General features: G+C 38.2%; 13 protein-coding genes and 2 pseudogenes. 10 read left to right on the forward strand and 5 right to left on the reverse strand.

The genetic code is table 11. The features are described from left to right. The first annotated feature begins 8 nt into the window (after positions 1-8). The 4 genes from PS1M3_RS06095 (at position 9) to PS1M3_RS06110 (ending at position 4,387) form a co-directional block, all read left to right on the forward strand. Entirely contained in the window at positions 9-701 is a 693-nt protein-coding gene (locus PS1M3_RS06095) for an amino acid adenylation (RefSeq protein WP_203986742.1), read from the forward strand. Between the two features lie 125 nt (positions 702-826). Beyond that, positions 827-1,357, forward strand: a complete 531-nt coding sequence (locus PS1M3_RS06100) for a HEPN domain-containing protein (RefSeq protein WP_203986745.1) — start codon at positions 827-829, stop codon at positions 1,355-1,357. Positions 1,358-1,368: 11 nt separating this feature from the next. Beyond that, positions 1,369-2,916 (forward strand): AAA family ATPase, encoded by a 1,548-nt coding sequence (locus PS1M3_RS06105; RefSeq protein ID WP_203986747.1) that lies wholly within the window; start codon positions 1,369-1,371, stop codon positions 2,914-2,916. Next, entirely contained in the window at positions 2,909-4,387 is a 1,479-nt protein-coding gene (locus PS1M3_RS06110; RefSeq protein ID WP_203986749.1) for a VWA domain-containing protein, read from the forward strand. Before PS1M3_RS06105 ends, PS1M3_RS06110 begins: the two co-directional genes overlap by 8 nt. Before the next feature lie 65 nt (positions 4,388-4,452). Here the strand turns inward: PS1M3_RS06110 and PS1M3_RS06115 are convergent, their stop codons facing one another. Both PS1M3_RS06115 and PS1M3_RS06120 read right to left on the reverse strand, forming a co-directional pair. Next, positions 4,453-6,111 carry a diguanylate cyclase gene (locus PS1M3_RS06115; RefSeq protein ID WP_203986752.1) on the reverse strand — a complete coding sequence of 553 codons (1,659 nt, stop codon included), beginning with the start codon at positions 6,109-6,111 and terminating at the stop codon, positions 4,453-4,455. Positions 6,112-6,213: 102 nt separating this feature from the next. Continuing rightward, entirely contained in the window at positions 6,214-8,883 is a 2,670-nt protein-coding gene (locus tag PS1M3_RS06120) for a CHASE domain-containing protein (RefSeq protein WP_203986754.1), read from the reverse strand. 291 nt (positions 8,884-9,174) lie between these two features. Here PS1M3_RS06120 and PS1M3_RS06125 point away from each other — a divergent pair, with 291 nt between their 5' ends. Then, positions 9,175-10,044 carry an alpha/beta fold hydrolase gene (locus tag PS1M3_RS06125; RefSeq protein ID WP_203986757.1) on the forward strand — a complete coding sequence of 290 codons (870 nt, stop codon included), beginning with the start codon at positions 9,175-9,177 and terminating at the stop codon, positions 10,042-10,044. 56 nt (positions 10,045-10,100) lie between these two features. Here the strand turns inward: PS1M3_RS06125 and PS1M3_RS06130 are convergent, their stop codons facing one another. Both PS1M3_RS06130 and PS1M3_RS06135 read right to left on the reverse strand, forming a co-directional pair. Continuing rightward, positions 10,101-10,490, reverse strand: a complete 390-nt coding sequence (locus tag PS1M3_RS06130) for a DUF2750 domain-containing protein (RefSeq protein ID WP_203986760.1) — start codon at positions 10,488-10,490, stop codon at positions 10,101-10,103. Positions 10,491-10,554: 64 nt separating this feature from the next. Then, entirely contained in the window at positions 10,555-11,133 is a 579-nt protein-coding gene (locus PS1M3_RS06135; protein WP_013464648.1) for a TetR/AcrR family transcriptional regulator, read from the reverse strand. A gap of 173 nt (positions 11,134-11,306) precedes the next feature. Between PS1M3_RS06135 and PS1M3_RS06140 the strand changes: the two genes are divergently transcribed. After that, positions 11,307-12,350, forward strand: a complete 1,044-nt coding sequence (locus PS1M3_RS06140; protein ID WP_203986765.1) for an alkene reductase — start codon at positions 11,307-11,309, stop codon at positions 12,348-12,350. Between the two features lie 191 nt (positions 12,351-12,541). Continuing rightward, positions 12,542-13,036: pseudogene (locus PS1M3_RS06145) on the forward strand (TonB-dependent receptor plug domain-containing protein); the annotation flags it as partial. A gap of 100 nt (positions 13,037-13,136) precedes the next feature. On the opposite strand, the gene PS1M3_RS06150 reads toward PS1M3_RS06145, so the two are convergent. Continuing rightward, complete coding sequence (locus PS1M3_RS06150; protein ID WP_203983756.1) at positions 13,137-14,645, reverse strand: ISNCY family transposase; 1,509 nt, start codon at positions 14,643-14,645, stop codon at positions 13,137-13,139. Positions 14,646-14,785: 140 nt separating this feature from the next. Between PS1M3_RS06150 and PS1M3_RS06155 the strand changes: the two are divergent. The 3 genes and pseudogenes from PS1M3_RS06155 to PS1M3_RS06165 form a co-directional block, all read left to right on the forward strand. Further along, a pseudogene (locus PS1M3_RS06155) lies at positions 14,786-16,579 on the forward strand (TonB-dependent receptor domain-containing protein); the annotation flags it as partial. A 69-nt stretch (positions 16,580-16,648) separates the two neighbouring features. Beyond that, on the forward strand, positions 16,649-17,773 hold the full coding sequence (locus tag PS1M3_RS06160) for an alkaline phosphatase family protein (protein ID WP_203986767.1): 1,125 nt from the start codon (positions 16,649-16,651) through the stop codon (positions 17,771-17,773). After that, positions 17,770-18,825, forward strand: a complete 1,056-nt coding sequence (locus PS1M3_RS06165; protein WP_203986769.1) for an alkaline phosphatase D family protein — start codon at positions 17,770-17,772, stop codon at positions 18,823-18,825. Before PS1M3_RS06160 ends, PS1M3_RS06165 begins: the two co-directional genes overlap by 4 nt. The last annotated feature ends 64 nt before the right edge of the window (positions 18,826-18,889 follow it).

Here is an 18,889-nt window from a genome sequence, read left to right on the forward strand (position 1 = left end):
TTAAATCTATGAAACTCCAGCTAAGCGCCTCAAACGCACTTAATAAATACCTAAAAGCTGATTTACCTCGTTTGCCTAATGAACCAGGTAAACAAGCGGGGGTAAATACCCTTATTAGTGATAAAAATTACTTTAACTGGCAATTACAGATAATTGATAACAGCTATAAATCCCGTGAAAAAACAATCATTGTTTGTGAAGCGAATAGCCGTTTTACGTTTTTTATACCGGTTAATTTAAAGCTATCGCAAGAAGAGTTAACTCAGCGTTTGCAGTACGAATGGCAGTTAATTATGGCACAAACGCTTGAGGTGTATCAGTTAATACCACGCAGCGATATTTCGGTGCTGTTGAGTGAACTATCTAAAACAGAGTTTACTCCACACTGGGTTAAAAATACCGATTTAAGCATAAACGGGCATATTAGTGATGCCGCACTTTGGGTTACCCAAACCCTACAAGAAGAGGGACTTTATAATTTACCTAAAGCCCTTGCCATTGAGTTAGCTATTTACTTAAACACCCAACCTAAACGTATTACTAATAAAACAACTGGCCGCAAAGAGAAGTTTATACCCATAGAGCGCCTACTCACTTATTGCCAATCGCTGATTACTGTTCAACAACATGATGATGAGTCATCAAACGAAATAGTTGATACCAGTAATATCATTAATTTTAGTGATTACAAAAAAGACTAAAACAGAACGAATTAAGTTTTCGCAAGCTTGTGAAAATATATTTTTATAAATTTTTGTATAGCATTACAAAAAATAAAGCAGTACTAACAAACACCTAATTGTTAGTTAAATATTTAAGGAAGAAAATGACCCTCTCATTACAAAATTTTAACAGAGCCCTATCTGAAGCAGAACAACTATTAGCATGCTTTGAAACGTTAAATAACCATCCAGAATTATGCTCATATGATGTTTTAAAAAAAGCGAGCTTAATAATGACGCTAACCGCATGGGAAACCTATGTTGAAGATGTGGTAACTGAAATTTTTGATGCCAAATTTAGCTTAATTAAAGGCTCTCAATTTGGTCACTTTGCAGAAAAACAATTGCATGAGCGTTTAAAGTTTTTTCATAATCCAAATTCAAATAAAACCAAAAAGCTTTTTGAAGAGTTTTTTGGAGTAGATATTACTGAGAAATGGTCATGGCCTAATGTACTACCAAAAGATGCCAGAGAGCAGTTAAATAAATGGATTTCTAAACGGGGGGAAGCCGTACACCGCGCACAGCTTGATACAACTCAACCACAAATAATTAAAAAAGATGAGCTTGAAAAGTGTTTGCGCTTTTTTAAAGCGCTTGCACAAGCAACAGACAAAGCATTAGTAGTAATTTAAAGGAATAAGTAATGAGTTTACAAACAAGAATAAAAAAATTAATTGATCAAATTTCAGTCGGTATGCATGAGCGTGAGGAGATAATCCCGGTTGCATTACTTGGCGCACTCACTGGGCAAAATACATTTTTATATGGCCCACCAGGCACTGCTAAAAGTTTGATATCGCGACGTATTGCTAAAGCATTTGATAACCCGCCTTATTTTGAATATTTAATGAACCGTTTTAGTACACCAGAAGAGGTGTTTGGGCCGGTATCGATAAAAGCGTTAAAAGAAGATCAATATACACGTAAAACCGAAAATTATTTACCCAAAGCAGAGTTTGCGTTTTTAGATGAAATTTGGAAGTCGAGCCCTGCAATATTAAATAGTTTATTAACACTTATAAATGAAGGGATTTACAAAAATGGGCAAGAGCTTGAAAAAGCACCTTTAAAAGCCCTAATTGCAGCATCAAATGAAACACCTGAAGAAAACCAAGGCCTAGATGCTTTATATGATCGTTTTATTATTAGGTTAATGGTTGGCCCTATTGAAATAAAAGAAAACTTTGAAAGCTTAATTAGTAGTAAGCCAACCCATGCTGAAATTAAAGTCACTGATGAGGTAGTCGTTAAGAATAATGAATGGGCTAGCTGGCTTAAAAAAATTGATACGGTTGAACTTTCACAAGATACGTTAACAATAATTCATTTAATAAGAAAAGAACTGTCGGATCAATTTGTAGAGCTTGGTGTTTATGTATCAGACAGACGATGGCAAAAAGCCGCACAATTGCTAAAAGCCTCGGCATTTTTTAATAACCGCAAACATACTAACCACAGCGATGCTTTATTATTACGTTATTGCCTTTGGACCACCGATAATAATCGCGAAGATGTTGAGAGTATAGTAAACAGTGCAATAGAAGAATCTGGTTTTTCACCAGAGTTAAGCTTAGCTGAGCTTGATAGAAAAAAAGATGCGCTTGATAAAGAGATTACTAATGAGATTTTTCATGAAAAAGATGTGTACGAAACACATGATATTAATGGTAAAGAGCACTATCAAGTGAAACAAGTATTTTCATATAGAGGGGGATACTATGCATCAGATACAAAAACAACAACACGAACTTTTTATATCCCTATTAATAAAATGAAGAGTAAAGACACCTTTAATCCTTTTGATGCGAATGGTAATGAGCTTGAAACTTATACATGTACGTTTGATGGTCAAGGTAGTTGCGAAGTTAAAATTACTGGATTAGAGGGACGATATGACTCTACAGCCCATGTAACACCAAAGATTCTATATAAAAAAGGGCAAAAGAAACAAAATGTAAATAATCGCTTAATTAATGCTTTAAAAGCTGAAGTTAACAAGCTTACACAGAGCTTGAGGACAACTTTAGAATTATGTGAGGCTAAGCAAGCAGAGTATGTGTCTAGCTTGTACTCACCATTTGTGTCTGAACAATCATGCAATATAGCGCTAAATGGCATTAATCAGCAAATAAGTAATTTGAAGTTAAGAATTAAAGATTGTGACCGTTTAAAAGGGTTATGTAGTGCGTAAAGTTGATGAACATGCAACCACTATGCTGGCTGAAATATGTAACGATTACCAAGGTGTATTTGAGCAAGCGCCCAACTTAGCATTACAAGTAGAAGAACGCTTAAAAAATTGGGCCGATAAAACGAACCGGCATTGCTTATTAGAGTACCCTTATTACGATGCTCAAAATGAGTTGGATGTTTTTAATAGTTTAAACTTTGATAGCTTAACTATTAGAAAATATGAACTTGCGTTAAATAAATACAAAGCTTTGTGTCTAAAAAGCGACGTTAATTACAACCAAGACTTTTGGGATACAGATTTAGTTCACCTCAAAAATGAGGCTGTTGCGTCAAAAAGTAAGAACGTTAAAGCTGCTAGTGATTTAGCCACTTCTGCTAATTTATTGGCAAAGGAGTGGCAAAAATTACTGTGTTCACTATATGAACAATGGGAGCTAGAGCAAATACTTTCATTAAGAGAAAAGTTTTTAAAAAGCTTAGTTAAAAAATTAAAGCTTATTGATGAAATGCTTACCTTACTGAGTAACATAGGTATTGAACCAGGCATTTTACTTGATCTTTCAAGTGGTTCTTTAAGGCTAAATAATTTAGCTAAAGTTAAAAGCTTAATGGAACGAATTCATAGTGATGAAGGAATTAAAAAGCTATTAGACTTGTTAGGTCGTATTAACCAGGTTAAAAAAAGTGAAAAAATAGAAACAGTTACTCATTCTTATATACAAAAATCTCCCATAATTGATATTAATTCTAAAGAAGAAATAGTAGGTATTAAATTATCTAAAGATATTGAACATGCTCTCCCTTCTGAATTAGCACTATTAAGTGACGAGGACACATCAATCCTATTTGACCTTAAGTATGTTGAATCTTCTTTGATGTGCTTTGAAATGTCGGGGCAGCAATTTATTGATGAGGAACATGAAGTAGAAAAAGAACAAACCATTGATGAAGATGAGCAAAAAGGCCCTTTAGTTATTTGCATTGATACCAGTGGTTCAATGCGAGGAACGCCTGAAACTGTTGCAAAAGCCGTTGCCTTAGTTATGTCACTAAAAGCGCAAGCTAAAAATAGAGATTGCTATATTATTAACTTTTCTACTTCGATTAATACCTTGGATTTATCCAAAGGGTTTAGTTTAGAAAAGTTGACGGACTTTTTGTCAATGTCGTTTTATGGTGGAACGGATGTAGGACCAGCTATTAGGCATGCAGTTAATTTAATGACAGAAAACACCTATAACAAAGCTGATTTACTTATCGTTTCTGATTTTATTATGGGTGGACTACCAACGTCGCAAATAGAGGCTATATCCGCTTTAAAGCTGAACGGAAATAAGTTTTTTTCTTTAGTGGTGGGTAACTGTTACCTAAGTAAACGCCTCAGAGAAGTATTTGATCAGGAATGGATATATAATCCTCATAATGGAAGTATTAATGAGCTGGTTGCTATTGAAAGCTGGCTAGATTAATAAAGATTTTTAAATCCCCACCATTATTCAATATCAGGACGCCTTTGGGCGTCCTTTTTTGTGCTTTAAATTTGCTGGGTGGTATTGTGGTTAGTAGGCGTATTATTTTTACGAGCATATTTTGCCGCATACATTCTTTCATCAGCTAAAGTAAAACATGCTTTATAATCTGTGCACTCACTGCTGATGGCAATGCCAAAGCTTAAACCAGATTGCGGCCACGTTTGCTTTAGTTGAATATGCGCTTTATTAAGTGCTTTAGATGTGTTGTCTGCCAATTTTTCTAGCTCGTTTAACGACGAAGCACAACACAAACATATAAACTCATCGCCTCCAGTTCTATACACATCTCCTAGGTTAGCCAGTTCTTTTTTAATTAATTCAGTGACATTGATAAGTAGTTTGTCGCCACTGGCATGCCCTAGTTGATCGTTTATTGATTTCATACCATCGCAGTCAATAAATCCTATTAAATAATAATGGCCTATGGAATTTAGCTTTTCTTGTAGTAGTAAACGATTGCCTACTTTTGTAAGTGGATCAATACGGGATTGCTCAAGGGCATTAATATAATCGTTTTGCTTTATTTTCAGCCATTCGGATAATGAAAGTAATATACAAATACAATCAATAGCGAGGGCAACAAGCACCCAAAGTTCAGCTGAAGCCGTTACGAATAAATTAAGGTGAGATAAAATAAAGACAACAAGTGATAGGCTGTAAACAATATTACCGGTTAAAAAGTACTTTGCTCTAAAATCGTTTAAGCTCAACATTTTAAAGCCGAGCACTAACGTTAGTACCACCCATATTGCTGCTAAAGTGTGCGCTAAATAAAATACCCAATGAAAGGGTAGTACTAGGTTTATAAAGCCACTAATAAAAGCGACATAAGAAAAATACTTTAAAAATTGGCTTATTCGTGTTTTTTCAACCGTATGAAAATTAAATAAGTAATAGGCAAAGGCGCTGGCTGAAGATATCGCAAACGAAAAAATATACATACCAAAATAATGTGAGTTTATGCTTTTAAAGCTGTAAAACACGCCAAAAACCCCAGCCGCAAACGCCCAACCAATTCCGTGTAAGCCAATATAACCTGAACAATATAACGCAACGTTTTGACCTGTTTTTAAATAAAGAATGAATGCCATGCAGGCAAGGGTGAGCATAATGGTGATGGACATTATACTGAGTGAATTTATAAAAAACTGCTGGTATATAAATGTAGGCTCATCTAAAAAGGTTACACTCACTGGTTTGGCGTAATGACGTGCATTTAAATAAAGCCACAGTACGCCTTGAGAATTTGTTTCTAGGTTTAATTGAAACGCTTGTCCATGCATTATAATTGCTGACTGCGACAAACTACCCTGAGAAAAATCAGCAATTAAACGAATTCCCTGTGTATCTTGCCAATAAGCAAAACCACCATCTAGGTAGTTTGCTTGGGGTAATACAAACCAGCGTTCTTCATTCAGAGTCGACAGTGGTATTTTAGCAACAGCGGGTCCACGCATTTCAGATAAAGAAACAAGAGGGCTTTGCTTATTTTGATATGCACTGATTATTTGTTCACCCGAAACAGGTGACTTTATATTAACTTGTTGCCAAATAGCTGGCCCAATTTTTTTAATTTGTTCATCATTGAGCGATTGAGCTAATGTACTAAAAGACAATAGGGTCAACAATATACATAAATATAAACTAAATAATCTAAGCATACTCCCCCTTTAATTTGCTTATGTGCTTTTGTAAAAAATACTTTATAAGTATTTATATAACCATTTAATACCCAATATGTCAGTTTTTAAGGTATTTCGGCTTTAGCTATTTTTAATATGTAATGCGTTTATTAGTTTTTGTTTTTCAATAGGTTTTGATACGTACCCATCAAAAAACTGTTCATAAAGTTGTTTTTGTTCAGAGAGTACATTGGCTGTAAGTGCAATAACTGTTTGTGATGCATCTATCCTTTTTATGGCTTTACACGCTTCAAAGCCATCCATTTTTGGCATTTGTATGTCCATTAAAATTATATGAGGTGATACCTTTTTGTATAAATCTATTGCTTCATAGCCATTATTAGCAATGACTAATTTAGCACCTGTAGGCTCAAGAAAAGAGCTCACAATTATTTGGTTAATTTTATTATCTTCAGCAATCAAAATAACTTTATTACTTAGATCGGGAAAATCTAAATTTTCAGTATTATCAGTGCTTGGTATTTTGTCAGCTTGTTCTAACGGTAGGTATACATAAAACTGGCTACCAACACCTTCTTCGCTTGTTACTTTTATGTCACCGTCCATAAGGTTTATTAGCGACTTCGTAATTGGCAATCCAAGCCCTGTTCCACCATATTCACGCGTGGTTGAAGACTCTGCTTGTTCAAATCGCTCAAAGAGCCTGTTTACAACATTTTTTGGAATACCAATACCTGTGTCTGAAACAATAGCGCAAACTTGTTCATCGTCAGTTAGTTTAAACTCAACCGTTACACCTCCTTTGTGTGTAAACTTAATTGCGTTGTATATTATGTTTAAAAACACCTGCCTTATTCTTACAGCATCACCACGCCAGTATTTATGATGAATCGTTGATTTAAATTTTAGATAAATATTCTTTTCATGGGCAGGTACTAATAAATCAGACTCTAAATGATGAATTAATTCGTCCAGCTCAAACACCTTCTGCTCAAGAGAAAGTTTACCGGCTTCGATTTTAGAAAAATCCAGTATATCGTTAATAATAGTGGTTAATGAGCGAGTAGAGTAGAGTGCTTTTTTTAAGTAGTCTGTTGATTTATCATTCATCGGTTGCTCTTGTAGTAACTGCAGAGTACCTAAAATACCATTCATGGGTGTACGTATTTCATGGCTCATGTTCGCTAAAAATTCAGATTTAGTCTTAGAGCTTTGTTCTGCGAGTTCCTTTGCATGAGCAAGCGCGTGCTCGTGTTTTATTTGCTGCGTTAAATCAAACGCAATGCCTAAAAAACCTACAACTTGGGCTCTGTTATTCAACAGCGACGTAACACTTAAGCTGACTTGAATATGCCTACCTTTAGAATCTACATAGGTCCATTGATTAACATCGGGTTCTGTGGGGGTTGCCTTTACAATTAATGTTTCAAATCCAGGACTCACTATTTTATTGAGCTCAATACTCAGTTGTTTTGCTTTGCTTATCAGTTCTGTTTCTAAATGAAATATGCCACAGGTTTTTTTACCCACTACATCAAATGCCTTGTAGCCCAGTAACTTCTCTGCGGCAGGGTTAAACTCGGTGATTAAACCGTTTATGTCGGTAGCTATAATAGAGTAGCTAGCACTGTCTAAAATACTACGCTGTAACATACTAATATCAGCTATTTGCTGAGTTCGCAGTTTTACATCGGTTTCTAGTTTTAAATTGGCTTGTTCAAGAATATTTTTATGTGCTTGTTCGGCTTCACGTCTTAAATTTTCTTTTTGGGCTTTTCGAAAAAATTGTAACTGTATTGCAAGCACAATTAACATAGCAATGAGTGTTAAAAAAATACCATTCACGAGTGCTTGATACTGATAGGGCAAATGCAGGTTTTCTACAAACGCGTAAGAGCCATGCAAAGTTATTTGCCACTCACGACCAATCACTTTAGTCACAGTGGATACTTTAAATTCAGTGTTATTTGCTGGATTGCCGTATGTAAAAAAGGCCACATCAGTTGCATCGTTGAGATCGCTAATGGTTAAGTAGTTTTCATCAATATCAAATAATGAGTTTAAAATATTGTCTATAAGCAAAGGGGAGTATGCCCAGCCATGCAGTGCTTCAAGGCGTTCATCGTTAGATGTAGGAGTGATCTTACTCTTATAAATAGGTAATAAAATCAAAAAACCATGGTGAGCTTTCTGATCTGCTTGGACTAACGTAATAGGTGCAGATAATTGCGCATTATCTGCAAAAACTGCGCTTAATGCTGCACGTTTACGAATAGTTTCTGAGCCAATATCTAACCCTATTGCTTGTTTATTACCACTTTCAGGAAAAATATATTGGATCACAAAATGATCATTTTTATTTTCAGTAAGTGTTTTAAAATTAAATAGTCTATCGGGGCGTTCGCTTTGTGCTTTATTTATAAACTCGGCAAGTTCGTTATGTGTTACTTTTTTTATGTACCCAACGCCGTTAGCACCAGGAAACTCTTCGGCGTAATCTCTTGCGTTTGAATAACTCTTAATTGCGGTGTAGTTTAAATTTTCTATTCCAATACCCTGTATAAACCCTTTGAGGCCAAATAACCCGTATTGATATAACTCCATTCTGTTATTTATCCCTACGGATAAACTGGTTAACTTGCTATTTAGCGCAGCTGTTACTTTTGAGTCTAAGGTTTGTTGATGCTGAGTTTGTTGAAAGTAAGTTAAAACAATACCTGTAGTGAGGATTACAACCTGAAGTAAAGTACTTAATAGCACCCCTTTATTAGCTCTACTTTGCAAAGCCATTTAGCAATCCTTTTGTATGGTATTTTTTGAGACTGTATTATTACCTAAGAGCTTTGAATATAGCATTTAATAGTTAAGTTACAAGCTAATAATTAACTAAACTCTTTGTTAAATAGTACGTTGCTTAATACTTTTATTTAGCGTGGGTTCCCAGTTAATACCGTATTTATAGATATTTTTGTAATGAAAAAGGCTTTCTTTTAATCTATGCGTTAAAGCTTGCTGGTGATTTTTCGAAGTTTATAGGTAATTGTGTTACAACAATTAAATACAAAAGTTTTGGTTCATAACATGTACTCACTTTCACAATGGCAATTAAGCGGTCAATTTATAAATATAAACGGGCATCAAATTTTTACTAAAACGGCAGGGAATACAAATAAACCCGCGCTTGTTTTAATTCACGGTTTTCCAAGTGCAAGCTGGGATTGGGAAGGTATGTGGGATGAACTCAGTAAACACTACTTTTTAGTCACACTTGATATGCTGGGATTTGGGCTTTCGGATAAGCCATTTAAAGCGGATTATAAAATTTCAGAGCAAGCTGATTTATACACACATTTTTTACAGCGTTTAAATATAAGTAATTTACACATACTTGCCCACGACTATGGCGATACCGTTGCCCAAGAGCTATTAGCGAGGCAAGTGGCTAATCAAAGTGAAGTACATATACACAGTGTGTGCTTTTTGAATGGCGGGTTGTTTCCTCAAGCACATAAACCGTTATTTATACAAAAGTTGTTACTTTCAAAGCTGGGCTGGATAGTCCCTAAGCTAATGAGTAAGCAAAAGTTTGCCAAAAATTTAACCTCCATATTTGGTGCAAACACGCCTCCCGCACCTGTAGTTATAGATACGCTTTGGGCGCTTTTAAATCACAATAATGGTTTACGTGTTATGCCAAAGCTAATTAATTACATTACACAGCGAAAGCAAAACGAGCAGCGCTGGGTTACTGCAATTATTAATAGCGATATACCGGTTATATTTATTGCAGGTGAGCAAGACCCAATATCAGGGAAACACATGCTCGAACAGTATGAAAAAATAATACCTAATGCCCGCACACAAGGCTTTGCTGAGCTTGGGCACTATCCGCAAGTTGAAGATGCTAAGGCAATCACTCAGGCATATTTAAATTTTAGAAAGCAGGTATAAAAAACGCGGCTATTGTAAAGCCGCGTTTATAAACTAAATAAAGTTATGCTAGTTACTTAGTATTTTTTCTTTGGTGCTTTTAGTTGTCTTTCAAATTCATCAGGAAATAAAATTGTGCCGTCGTCTTCTTCGGTAGGGAACACGGCAACCAGTAAGTCGTCTTCTTCAAGACCGGGTGTCCAACGGCTAAACCAATCGTTAGTTGGAATTGCTTTAGGTGTACAGCCTTGCCATTCGCCTGTTGCCCAGGCTTGTGCGAATTCTCGTGTTGGCCATACTGGCACGCAATCGTCGTCTTCGTTTGTGAGCATTACGCAGCCGTCGTCATCGTTTAAAATCCACACTTGCTTAAATTGCTGCACGGTTTCGTACATGTATGCGAGTCGTTTTTTTGCGCCAAGGCCTAAAATTACGTCGTCTTGCTTTGATAAATTATCGGTGGTCATATTTGGCTCTCTCTCACTGTGGAGTATACAAAGAGCAGCGAGCTGCTGCGCTTTAAAATTTAGTTTAGCTGATAGCTGCTAGTAGCTCATTGGCTAGTTGGTTTAGTGCGTCGGGGTCTTGGTTTGTTAATGCGTAGGTGCGTAATCCATATATACCCATAACACAAAATCGTGCCAGCTCTATGGCACTTCGGCCATTGGTAATTTCTTTATTATCAATTGCTTTTTGTAACTGCTGCGCAAAAGCGTGCTCATATGCAGTTAAATTAGTACGCAATACGTGGCAAATTTGTGGATCGTTACCCTCTACCTCGCTAATGCTTTTTGTGAGCAGGCACACTTTGGTTGCTTCACCGTCAACGCATTCTTGCACAATGATATTAAGGTATTGTTTCAGCGTATCTAAAATACAACTGCTGTGCTCAAACAGCGCCGTAAACTGTGTATTGCGATCGGTTTGGTATTGCTCAGTAGCGGCTAAAAAAATGCCTTTTTTACTTCCAAATGCCGCGTATAACGAGCCTGGATGTAAATGGGTTGCTTGAGTCAGTTTTTGCATACTGGTTTTTGCATAGCCATGAAGCATAAACATCGCCATTGCTTGGCGCAGTACAAACTCTGTATCAAATTCTGCAGTTCTCATAATGACTCTTCTCGTTGGCAGAGTAGGTAAAGCGAACTTTCAGCAATAATCCTACTTTAAGCAGCGTTTAGGTAAAGCAGTTTACGCAATCTTGAACAAAGTTTCAAAATTATACTTGAATATTCATTCAAGTGACCTTATCTTGAATGTACATTCAACAAAGGATAAACATTATGTCGACAGACTTACTTTCACCTTTTAAATTAAATAACAGCATTGAACTGCAAAACCGCGTATTAATGGCACCACTAACTCGTTGTATGGCAGATGACAATTTAGTACCTACACAAGCAATGGTTGATTATTATGCACGCCGTGCTGATGTAGGATTAATTATTAGTGAAGGAATTATTATTCGTGCCGATGCACAAGGTTACCCAAATACACCGGGTATCTTCACTAGTGAACAAGTTCAAGGTTGGAAAAATGTCACTGACGCCGTGCATGCCAATGGCGGTAAAATGTTTGCGCAATTATGGCATGTTGGCCGTGTTGCTCACCCTCACTTTTTTGGTGGTGATGTACTCGCACCATCGGCGATAGGGGTTGAAGGTTCAGTACCGCGTATGCGCGAGCTAACTTATATTACGCCAAAAGCTGCCACTAAAGATGATATTAAAGGCTTAGTGGCTGACTACGCTAAAGCGGCAGAAAACGCGATGGAAGCAGGTTTTGACGGTGTGGAAATTCATGGCGCAAACGGCTACTTAATTGATCAATTTTTACATTATGAAGCCAATGTACGTGAAGACGAGTACGGCCAAACACCGCAAAACATGGCTCGCTTTGCACTTGAGGTTACCGATGCAGTTATTGCTGCAGTAGGTAACGAGCGTACAGCACTGCGTGTAACACCTGGTGCCTACTTTAATATGAGCGAAGATAACCGCGACAAAGCGGTATTTGACTACTTACTACCTGAACTTGAAAAACGAAACCTTGCTTACCTGCACGGTGGTATTTTTGATGACAGCACAACATTCGAATCGCTTGAAGGCAAAACAACTTCAGCGTTTTTACGTGCGGGATACAAAGGAACACTGGTAGGCGTAGGTAGCTACAGCTTTGAGTCAGCTAAAGAGGCAATTAATGAAGGTAAGTTTGATTTAATTGCGATTGGCCGCCCGCTAATTGCAAACCCTGATTACATTAGCAAAGTAACAAACGGCGAAGAGTTAGTCCCTTATAGCGACGAGATGCTTGCTGAGCTTAAATAACGTTTAGCAACTAAATAAAAAAAGACACTTAATAGCCTTATTAAGTGTCTTTTTTTTTACATATTTTCGCCATTCTTTTCTCATATTTGTTTAATCTTTATGTCAATAAAACAAAGCTTTATTGTCATATTTAAAAATCATACTGTGCCCGTTTTCATAATAAACCATTAATAAAATCAAACGGGACAACAATGTACGCTTTAAAAAGTAAATCGATTTTGAGCATGGCCATTGCCATGGCGGTATCAACTTCTGCTTATGCTAACGACACGACTATTGAAGAAGTAACGGTTGTGGCAAAGCCAACTAGTTACGCTAATAATGTGATTGAACCTGCCATGTTAGAGCAGCAAAGCACGGTTTCAAGTGTGTTGTCAGTCATTGATAATTTGCCAGGTATTAGCATAAACGAAGGTGATGCATTTGGCGGTGACGATTGGTCTACCACAATTACGATGCGTGGTTTTAGTATTGACGGGAATCAGCAACAGTTAGGTATGACAGTTGATGGCATTCCTAATGGTGGCTCTAACTATGGCGGCGGTGCAAAAGCAAACCGCTACTTAGACTCTGAAAACCTTGCAACCGTTGAAGTAGGTCAAGGCACGTCTGATATTAAATCGGCTTCACTTGAAGCACTTGGCGGTACATTTAACTTTGTCAGTAAAGCACCAAGCCTTGAAAAAATGTGATTACCAAGGGATTGTGTCGGTCTAATTACCGAGCGACTTTGTCGTAAATAGCATATCAGCCAGTTGTTAAACTGGCTATGATTTATGCCTATTCTTACAACGCTTGCGACCTTGCAACTCTCAGTGCAGTGGTATTCAAATTGTTTCTTAACCACATGCTACGCACACCGCCTGCGCTAATATCAATACCGAGGGCTTCAGTCAGCTTGATGGCCACTTTCTGTTGACCAAGGTGGGGATGCTCAACGGAGAATTTTACGACTGCATCTTCGATGGCTTTATCTACACAGTTTTTATGTCTTATATCGGGAGTTTCTTGGCGTTTTAAGGCATCAGGACCGCCTTGCTTAACCAGTCTTAAGTGTCGGTGAATAGTGTCTCGTGAGACGCCACTTTGTCGTGAAGCTGCACTGATACTTCCAAGCTTTTCGATTAATGCCAACACCTCTAGTTTCTTTTGTACTGCTAAGTCTTCTGATTCAAGCTTACTTGGCTCATTTACTTCAGATACCTTGAGTTGCCGCCCTGCGAAGTGTGCGGTGAAGCCTTTCTTGCTGGTGTTTCGGATCTCAATTTTCTGATTAGCTATGGAATGTTTTAGCGGTGAATCAATCAAATAGAACTTGTTACCGTAGCTGAAGGTGTGGTCATTGCGGATCTTACGATGGTCTTTAATGACGCAGATATCATCAAGGTTGGTGTGTTTCGATAATGGTGTAAATTCAGGCGCTTGCTTTGATTTCACTTGAATTCTAGACTGCCAGAATTGTGGGATGAATACATGTTTCAGGTATGCATTAGCACTGGCTATATCTTTAATATTGTTAAGCCTTAGCTCAGGTACAAGACGGTCTTGAAATGTATCAAAGGCACGTTCAACACGGCCTTTACCTTGAGGCGAATTGGCGAAGATAATCTCAATACCCAATTCTTCACATGCACGCTGCATTTGTGAGAAGTTGCAACGCTTAGGGCCGCCGAAGATACCCGCTCTATCCACGTACAGCGTTTTAAACACGCCCTTAGTTTCGATGCAATCTCGCATGACTTTCATACAACCAGCGGTGGTTTCAGATGGGAAGAACTCTGCATGTACTTCACTGGTGGCATCATCAATCATCGCAATCAAACAATGCTTCTTATCGCCAAACCAACGATGGGGACTACCATCCATCTGCATCATTAAGCCCGGCGCTGCCATACGCTCTCTGCGTTTTCGAACATTGCTACGTCTTCGTTTGGCTCGTTTAACGTGATGAATATCATGTGCCCAACCGCGAAGGGTTTCACGCTTAATAACAATGTTCTCATTCGTAGCTAATTGTTCAGCCAAGTGCAACAGATTCAAATCGTAATATTTTTCCTGAATCAATTTTTGAACCGCTTTTTTTATTGATACCGGCGTTTTGTTGGATGGGGCTTTGCCACTGTTACCATGCACAACAAACTGAATACCGACTTTCTGATATCTCTTCACATAGCGTTCTATTGAACGTCTAGACTTACTGAGTAACTTAGCAGCATTGGTAATTGTTATTCTGCCTTCAACCACTTTGGCAATTATATCAACGGTTAGTTGAGCTTTAGAATCCATCACAATCATCCTCAACATGCCTTCTAGTATTCAAAAACAAGAACACTAACAAACATGTAAAAAAGAGACCGACAGTTTCCCTTGGTAATTAGCAATTACGACAGAATTGCTTGGTAATTAAGATACGACAAAGTCGCTTGGTGTTAACACCAAGCCTTGAAAAAAGCACTACTTTTGCTTACACGTCGGGCAGTCACGATGCTACAAGATACTACTTAAAACACGAAACGGGTACATTATTTGATAACACCCAAGCTTACGTTAGTTACTCACAAACTGATACTAGCCGTTGGATTGGTTCGGGTAGCAATGGTGGTAAAGATAACCAACACGCTGAAGCTAAATTTGTTACTACATTAACGGATTTAACCATTACCGGTCGTATATCATACGACGACGTAAGCGAAACAAATTACAACAGCGTGAGTCTAGCCCAATTTGAGCAAACACCTGATTGGGATCAACTAACGTGGAATTGGACGGGTGTGCCGCATTTTGACCAAATGTTTGCAGAAGGTTGGGGTACACTTCGCGAAAATACGTTAGCATATTTAAAGTTTGAATACGCTATTTCGCCAACGTCATTACTTACTGTTAGCCCTTATTATCATAAAAATTCAGGACGTGGCGATTGGATCCCACCTTACCTAACAACCCCAGTTGATGAAAATGGTAACCCAACAACCGAAGGTGGCTCAAATGCAGGGTCTTACGGTTTTACCGACAGTGAAGGTAATCCGCTTGCACCCAACGCAGATTGTACAGCTAGCTTAAGCTGGCCATGGGAGTCTGGCCCGGGGTTAAACCCTGCATGTTACGATGCAGGAGCAACACCGGTTATGTCGTATCGTCATACTCATTACAATAAAGATCGCTTAGGCGTAACAGCCCATTATGCCGCTACATTTGGTATGCACGACATAGAAGCGGGCTTTTGGTATGAACAAAGTGACCGCGACGAATCGCGCGATTGGCACAAAGTGATAGATGCACGTATTTATCACCACTACGACAGCATGCCTTACTGGACTCAATATAAAAATACCTTTGAAGCCGATACGCTAAAATGGTACGCACAAGATTCAATGGCATTTGGCGATTTAACGCTTAACGTAGGTGTCAAAAAATACCTCGTTGATATTGAAAAGTTCGACTATTACCAAAATGCAACAACTGCAAAAGTAAACAGTGACTCAGATATACTGTTTAGTGGTGGTATTGTGTACCAGTTGAATAACTCAACAGAGCTATTTACTAGTTATAGCGAAAATTTTGCAGCTATAAAAGATGGTGTGCTTGAGCGCGACAGCTCTGATTTGTCAGCCATTGAACCAGAAACAGCTGAAAATATTGACTTAGGTGTTCGTTACCAAAATGATGCTCTTAAACTCACCGCTACAGCTTATTCAATTGAGTTTGATAACCGTATTACCTTTATTGCACCTGGCAGTGATACTGGCGGCATTGACTATACCATTGGTACTAACGGTTCTTACTTAAATGTAGGCGGTATTGAATCACAAGGGCTAGAGCTTTCAGCAAGCTACATGCTTAGCCCTGAGTGGAGTTTTTACAGCTCGTATACAAATAATAACTCAGAGTACAAAGGTGATGCGCCAGGTTTTGAAGCGGGCGATAAGGTTATAGACTCAGTGGATGACTTATTTGTGCTTTCTACCGATTATTACAGTGGCGATTTTCGCTTTGGTTTGTCGGCTAAATATACCGGTGAGCGTGGCGACGTAGATAGCTACACTGTGCTTGATTTAAATGCGGGTTACGTAGCACAAGTTGATGCAGGGCCATTTAAAGCTATCGATATTGCTTTTGTTGTTTATAACGTAACAGATGAAAGCTACTTAGCCGGCGGCACAGGTAATGGTTCAACTTACTTTATAGGCTCGCCTCGCACTGCGGCAGTTACCTTTACAGCTACGTTTTAAGCAATCAATTACGTAAATATAAGCCCGTCACTTTGATGGGCTTTTTATTTAACGTGAGGTGAAAAATTCATGCATAAAATATTAAAAGTATTATTGGCGAGCTTTATTTTATTTACCAGCTCTGTGTGTGCGAGTGACGCAAACGTTGTGCTTGTGACCCTTGATGGCGTGCGCTGGCAAGAAGTATTTAGTGGTGCTGATAAAAATCTTATTAGTAATAAAGACTTTGTTAAACAGCCGAGCGATTTAAGTAATGAGTTTTGGGATGAAAACCCACAAAAGCGTCAGCAATTATTAATGCCTTTTTTAACGCAAGTAGTGGCTAAACAAGGCGTGATTATTGGCGACAGAACAAAGGGATCGACAATGTCGGTTAGTAATCCGTGGTATTTTTCGTATCCCGGTTATAACGAAATCTTAAGTGGCGAAGTAGATGAAAACATTAACAGTAACGATAAAGTATATAACCCAAATAAAACCATTTTAGAGCGTTTAGACGCGCAAGCTGAATTCAAAAACAGCACCGCGTTATTTGGTAGCTGGGATGTGTTTCCATACATTGTAAATACCAAGCGCAGTAACGTCTATGTAAATGCAGGGTTTATGCCCGTTGCAGAGGATTTATTTGCAAATGCGCCACTTTTAAATGCAATGCAAAAAGAAATTCCCAGCCCGTGGGTCAATGTACGATTAGACAGTTTTACCTATCGTTTTGCTAAAGCCTACATGTTGGCTAAACAACCAAAATTGCTGGTAATAAGCTTAGGTGAAACAGATGATTTTGCCCACGATGGTCATTACGATGCTTACTTAAAATCAGCGAAACAAAGCGATGCATTTTTAAAAGACTTATGGCAAACCATTCAAAGTACCCCTGGTTATAAAAACAAAACAACGCTTATTATTACTACTGACCATGGCCGAGGGAGTCATGCAAGTGATTGGCAACACCATAGCTCTAAACAGGCCTTAGCCAATTCAGCGCAAGGTAAAAGGGCATTTCCAGAGGGAATTGTTGGTTCGGAGCATATTTGGCTTGGCGCAATTGGCCCTGCCATTAAAGGAAATGGCCTAATAAAAATTAAAAATGTTAAGCAAGCGCAAATTGCCGCTACAGTGCTTTCGGCACTTGGTCAGCAACCACATATAATAAACCCCAATATGGCACCCGCTATTAAAGAGATTTTAAAATGAAAATGTTATTAAACCCTATTTTATATTCAACGCTTGCGTTGGTTGTTAGTGCAAGCGCGATGGCTGCACCATCAAAAATATTGTTTGGCTCGTGCGGGCATCAAGACAAAGACATCCCAATATTCGACACCATAAACAAAGAGCAGGGCGATCTGTTTATATTTTTAGGCGACAATATTTACGGCGACACCAATGACATGTCAGTGCTTACTAATAAATATCAAAAACTAGGTGCAAAACCCGGCTTTAAAACCCTAAAAGAAAACACACCTATTATTGCAATGTGGGACGATCACGACTTTGGTCAAAACGATGCCGGAAAAGAATACCCTCACAAAGAAGAATCCCGACAAATTATGCTCGACTTTTGGGGCGAGCCTAAAAACACAGAGCGTAGAACACGCTCAGACGGTATTTATACCTCGTATATGTATGGTGAAGGCGAGCAAACGGTGCAAGTGATTATGCCCGATTTACGTTGGAACCGTGACACACTTAATCATGTAAGCGAGCTTGAATATTACACCAAGCGTAAATTAAACAACCAAGGCCCTTATAGCCCAACAGAAGTTAAAGGCGCATCAATGCTAGGTGAAGCGCAATGGCAGTGGCTCGAGCGCGAGCTTAAAAAACCTGCTGCTATTAAGCTTATTGCATCAAGCTTGCAGTTATTACCTGATTTTACAGGCTGGGAGTCATGGGCAAACTTTCCAGAAGATCGAAATCGTTTATTTACGTTAATTAAAAAACATAAAGTAAATGGCGTGGTGATCATTAGTGGCGATACACATTGGGGGGAAATATCTAAATACAATCAAAACCTAGATTACCCGCTTATTGAAATGACCAGCTCAGGTTTGACTGAAAAATGGAAAGACGTCAGCCCAAATAAGCATCGCGTGGGCAATTACACGCACAATGTAAACTATGGTGATTTAAGCATTGATTGGAAACAAGCTGACCCAGCTATCTCATTAAAACTCAAAGGAATTGACGGCAAGGTCATTATGCAAAGTAACTTTGGCCTTTCAAGTATTAGCCCTTATAAATAAGAGCGTGATATAAATAACAAACGCACAGTGATTAAAAAGTGATTAAAAAGTGATTAAAGTAAGT

This window comes from Pseudoalteromonas sp. PS1M3, from assembly GCF_016865405.1.
Taxonomy (GTDB): domain Bacteria; phylum Pseudomonadota; class Gammaproteobacteria; order Enterobacterales; family Alteromonadaceae; genus Pseudoalteromonas; species Pseudoalteromonas marina.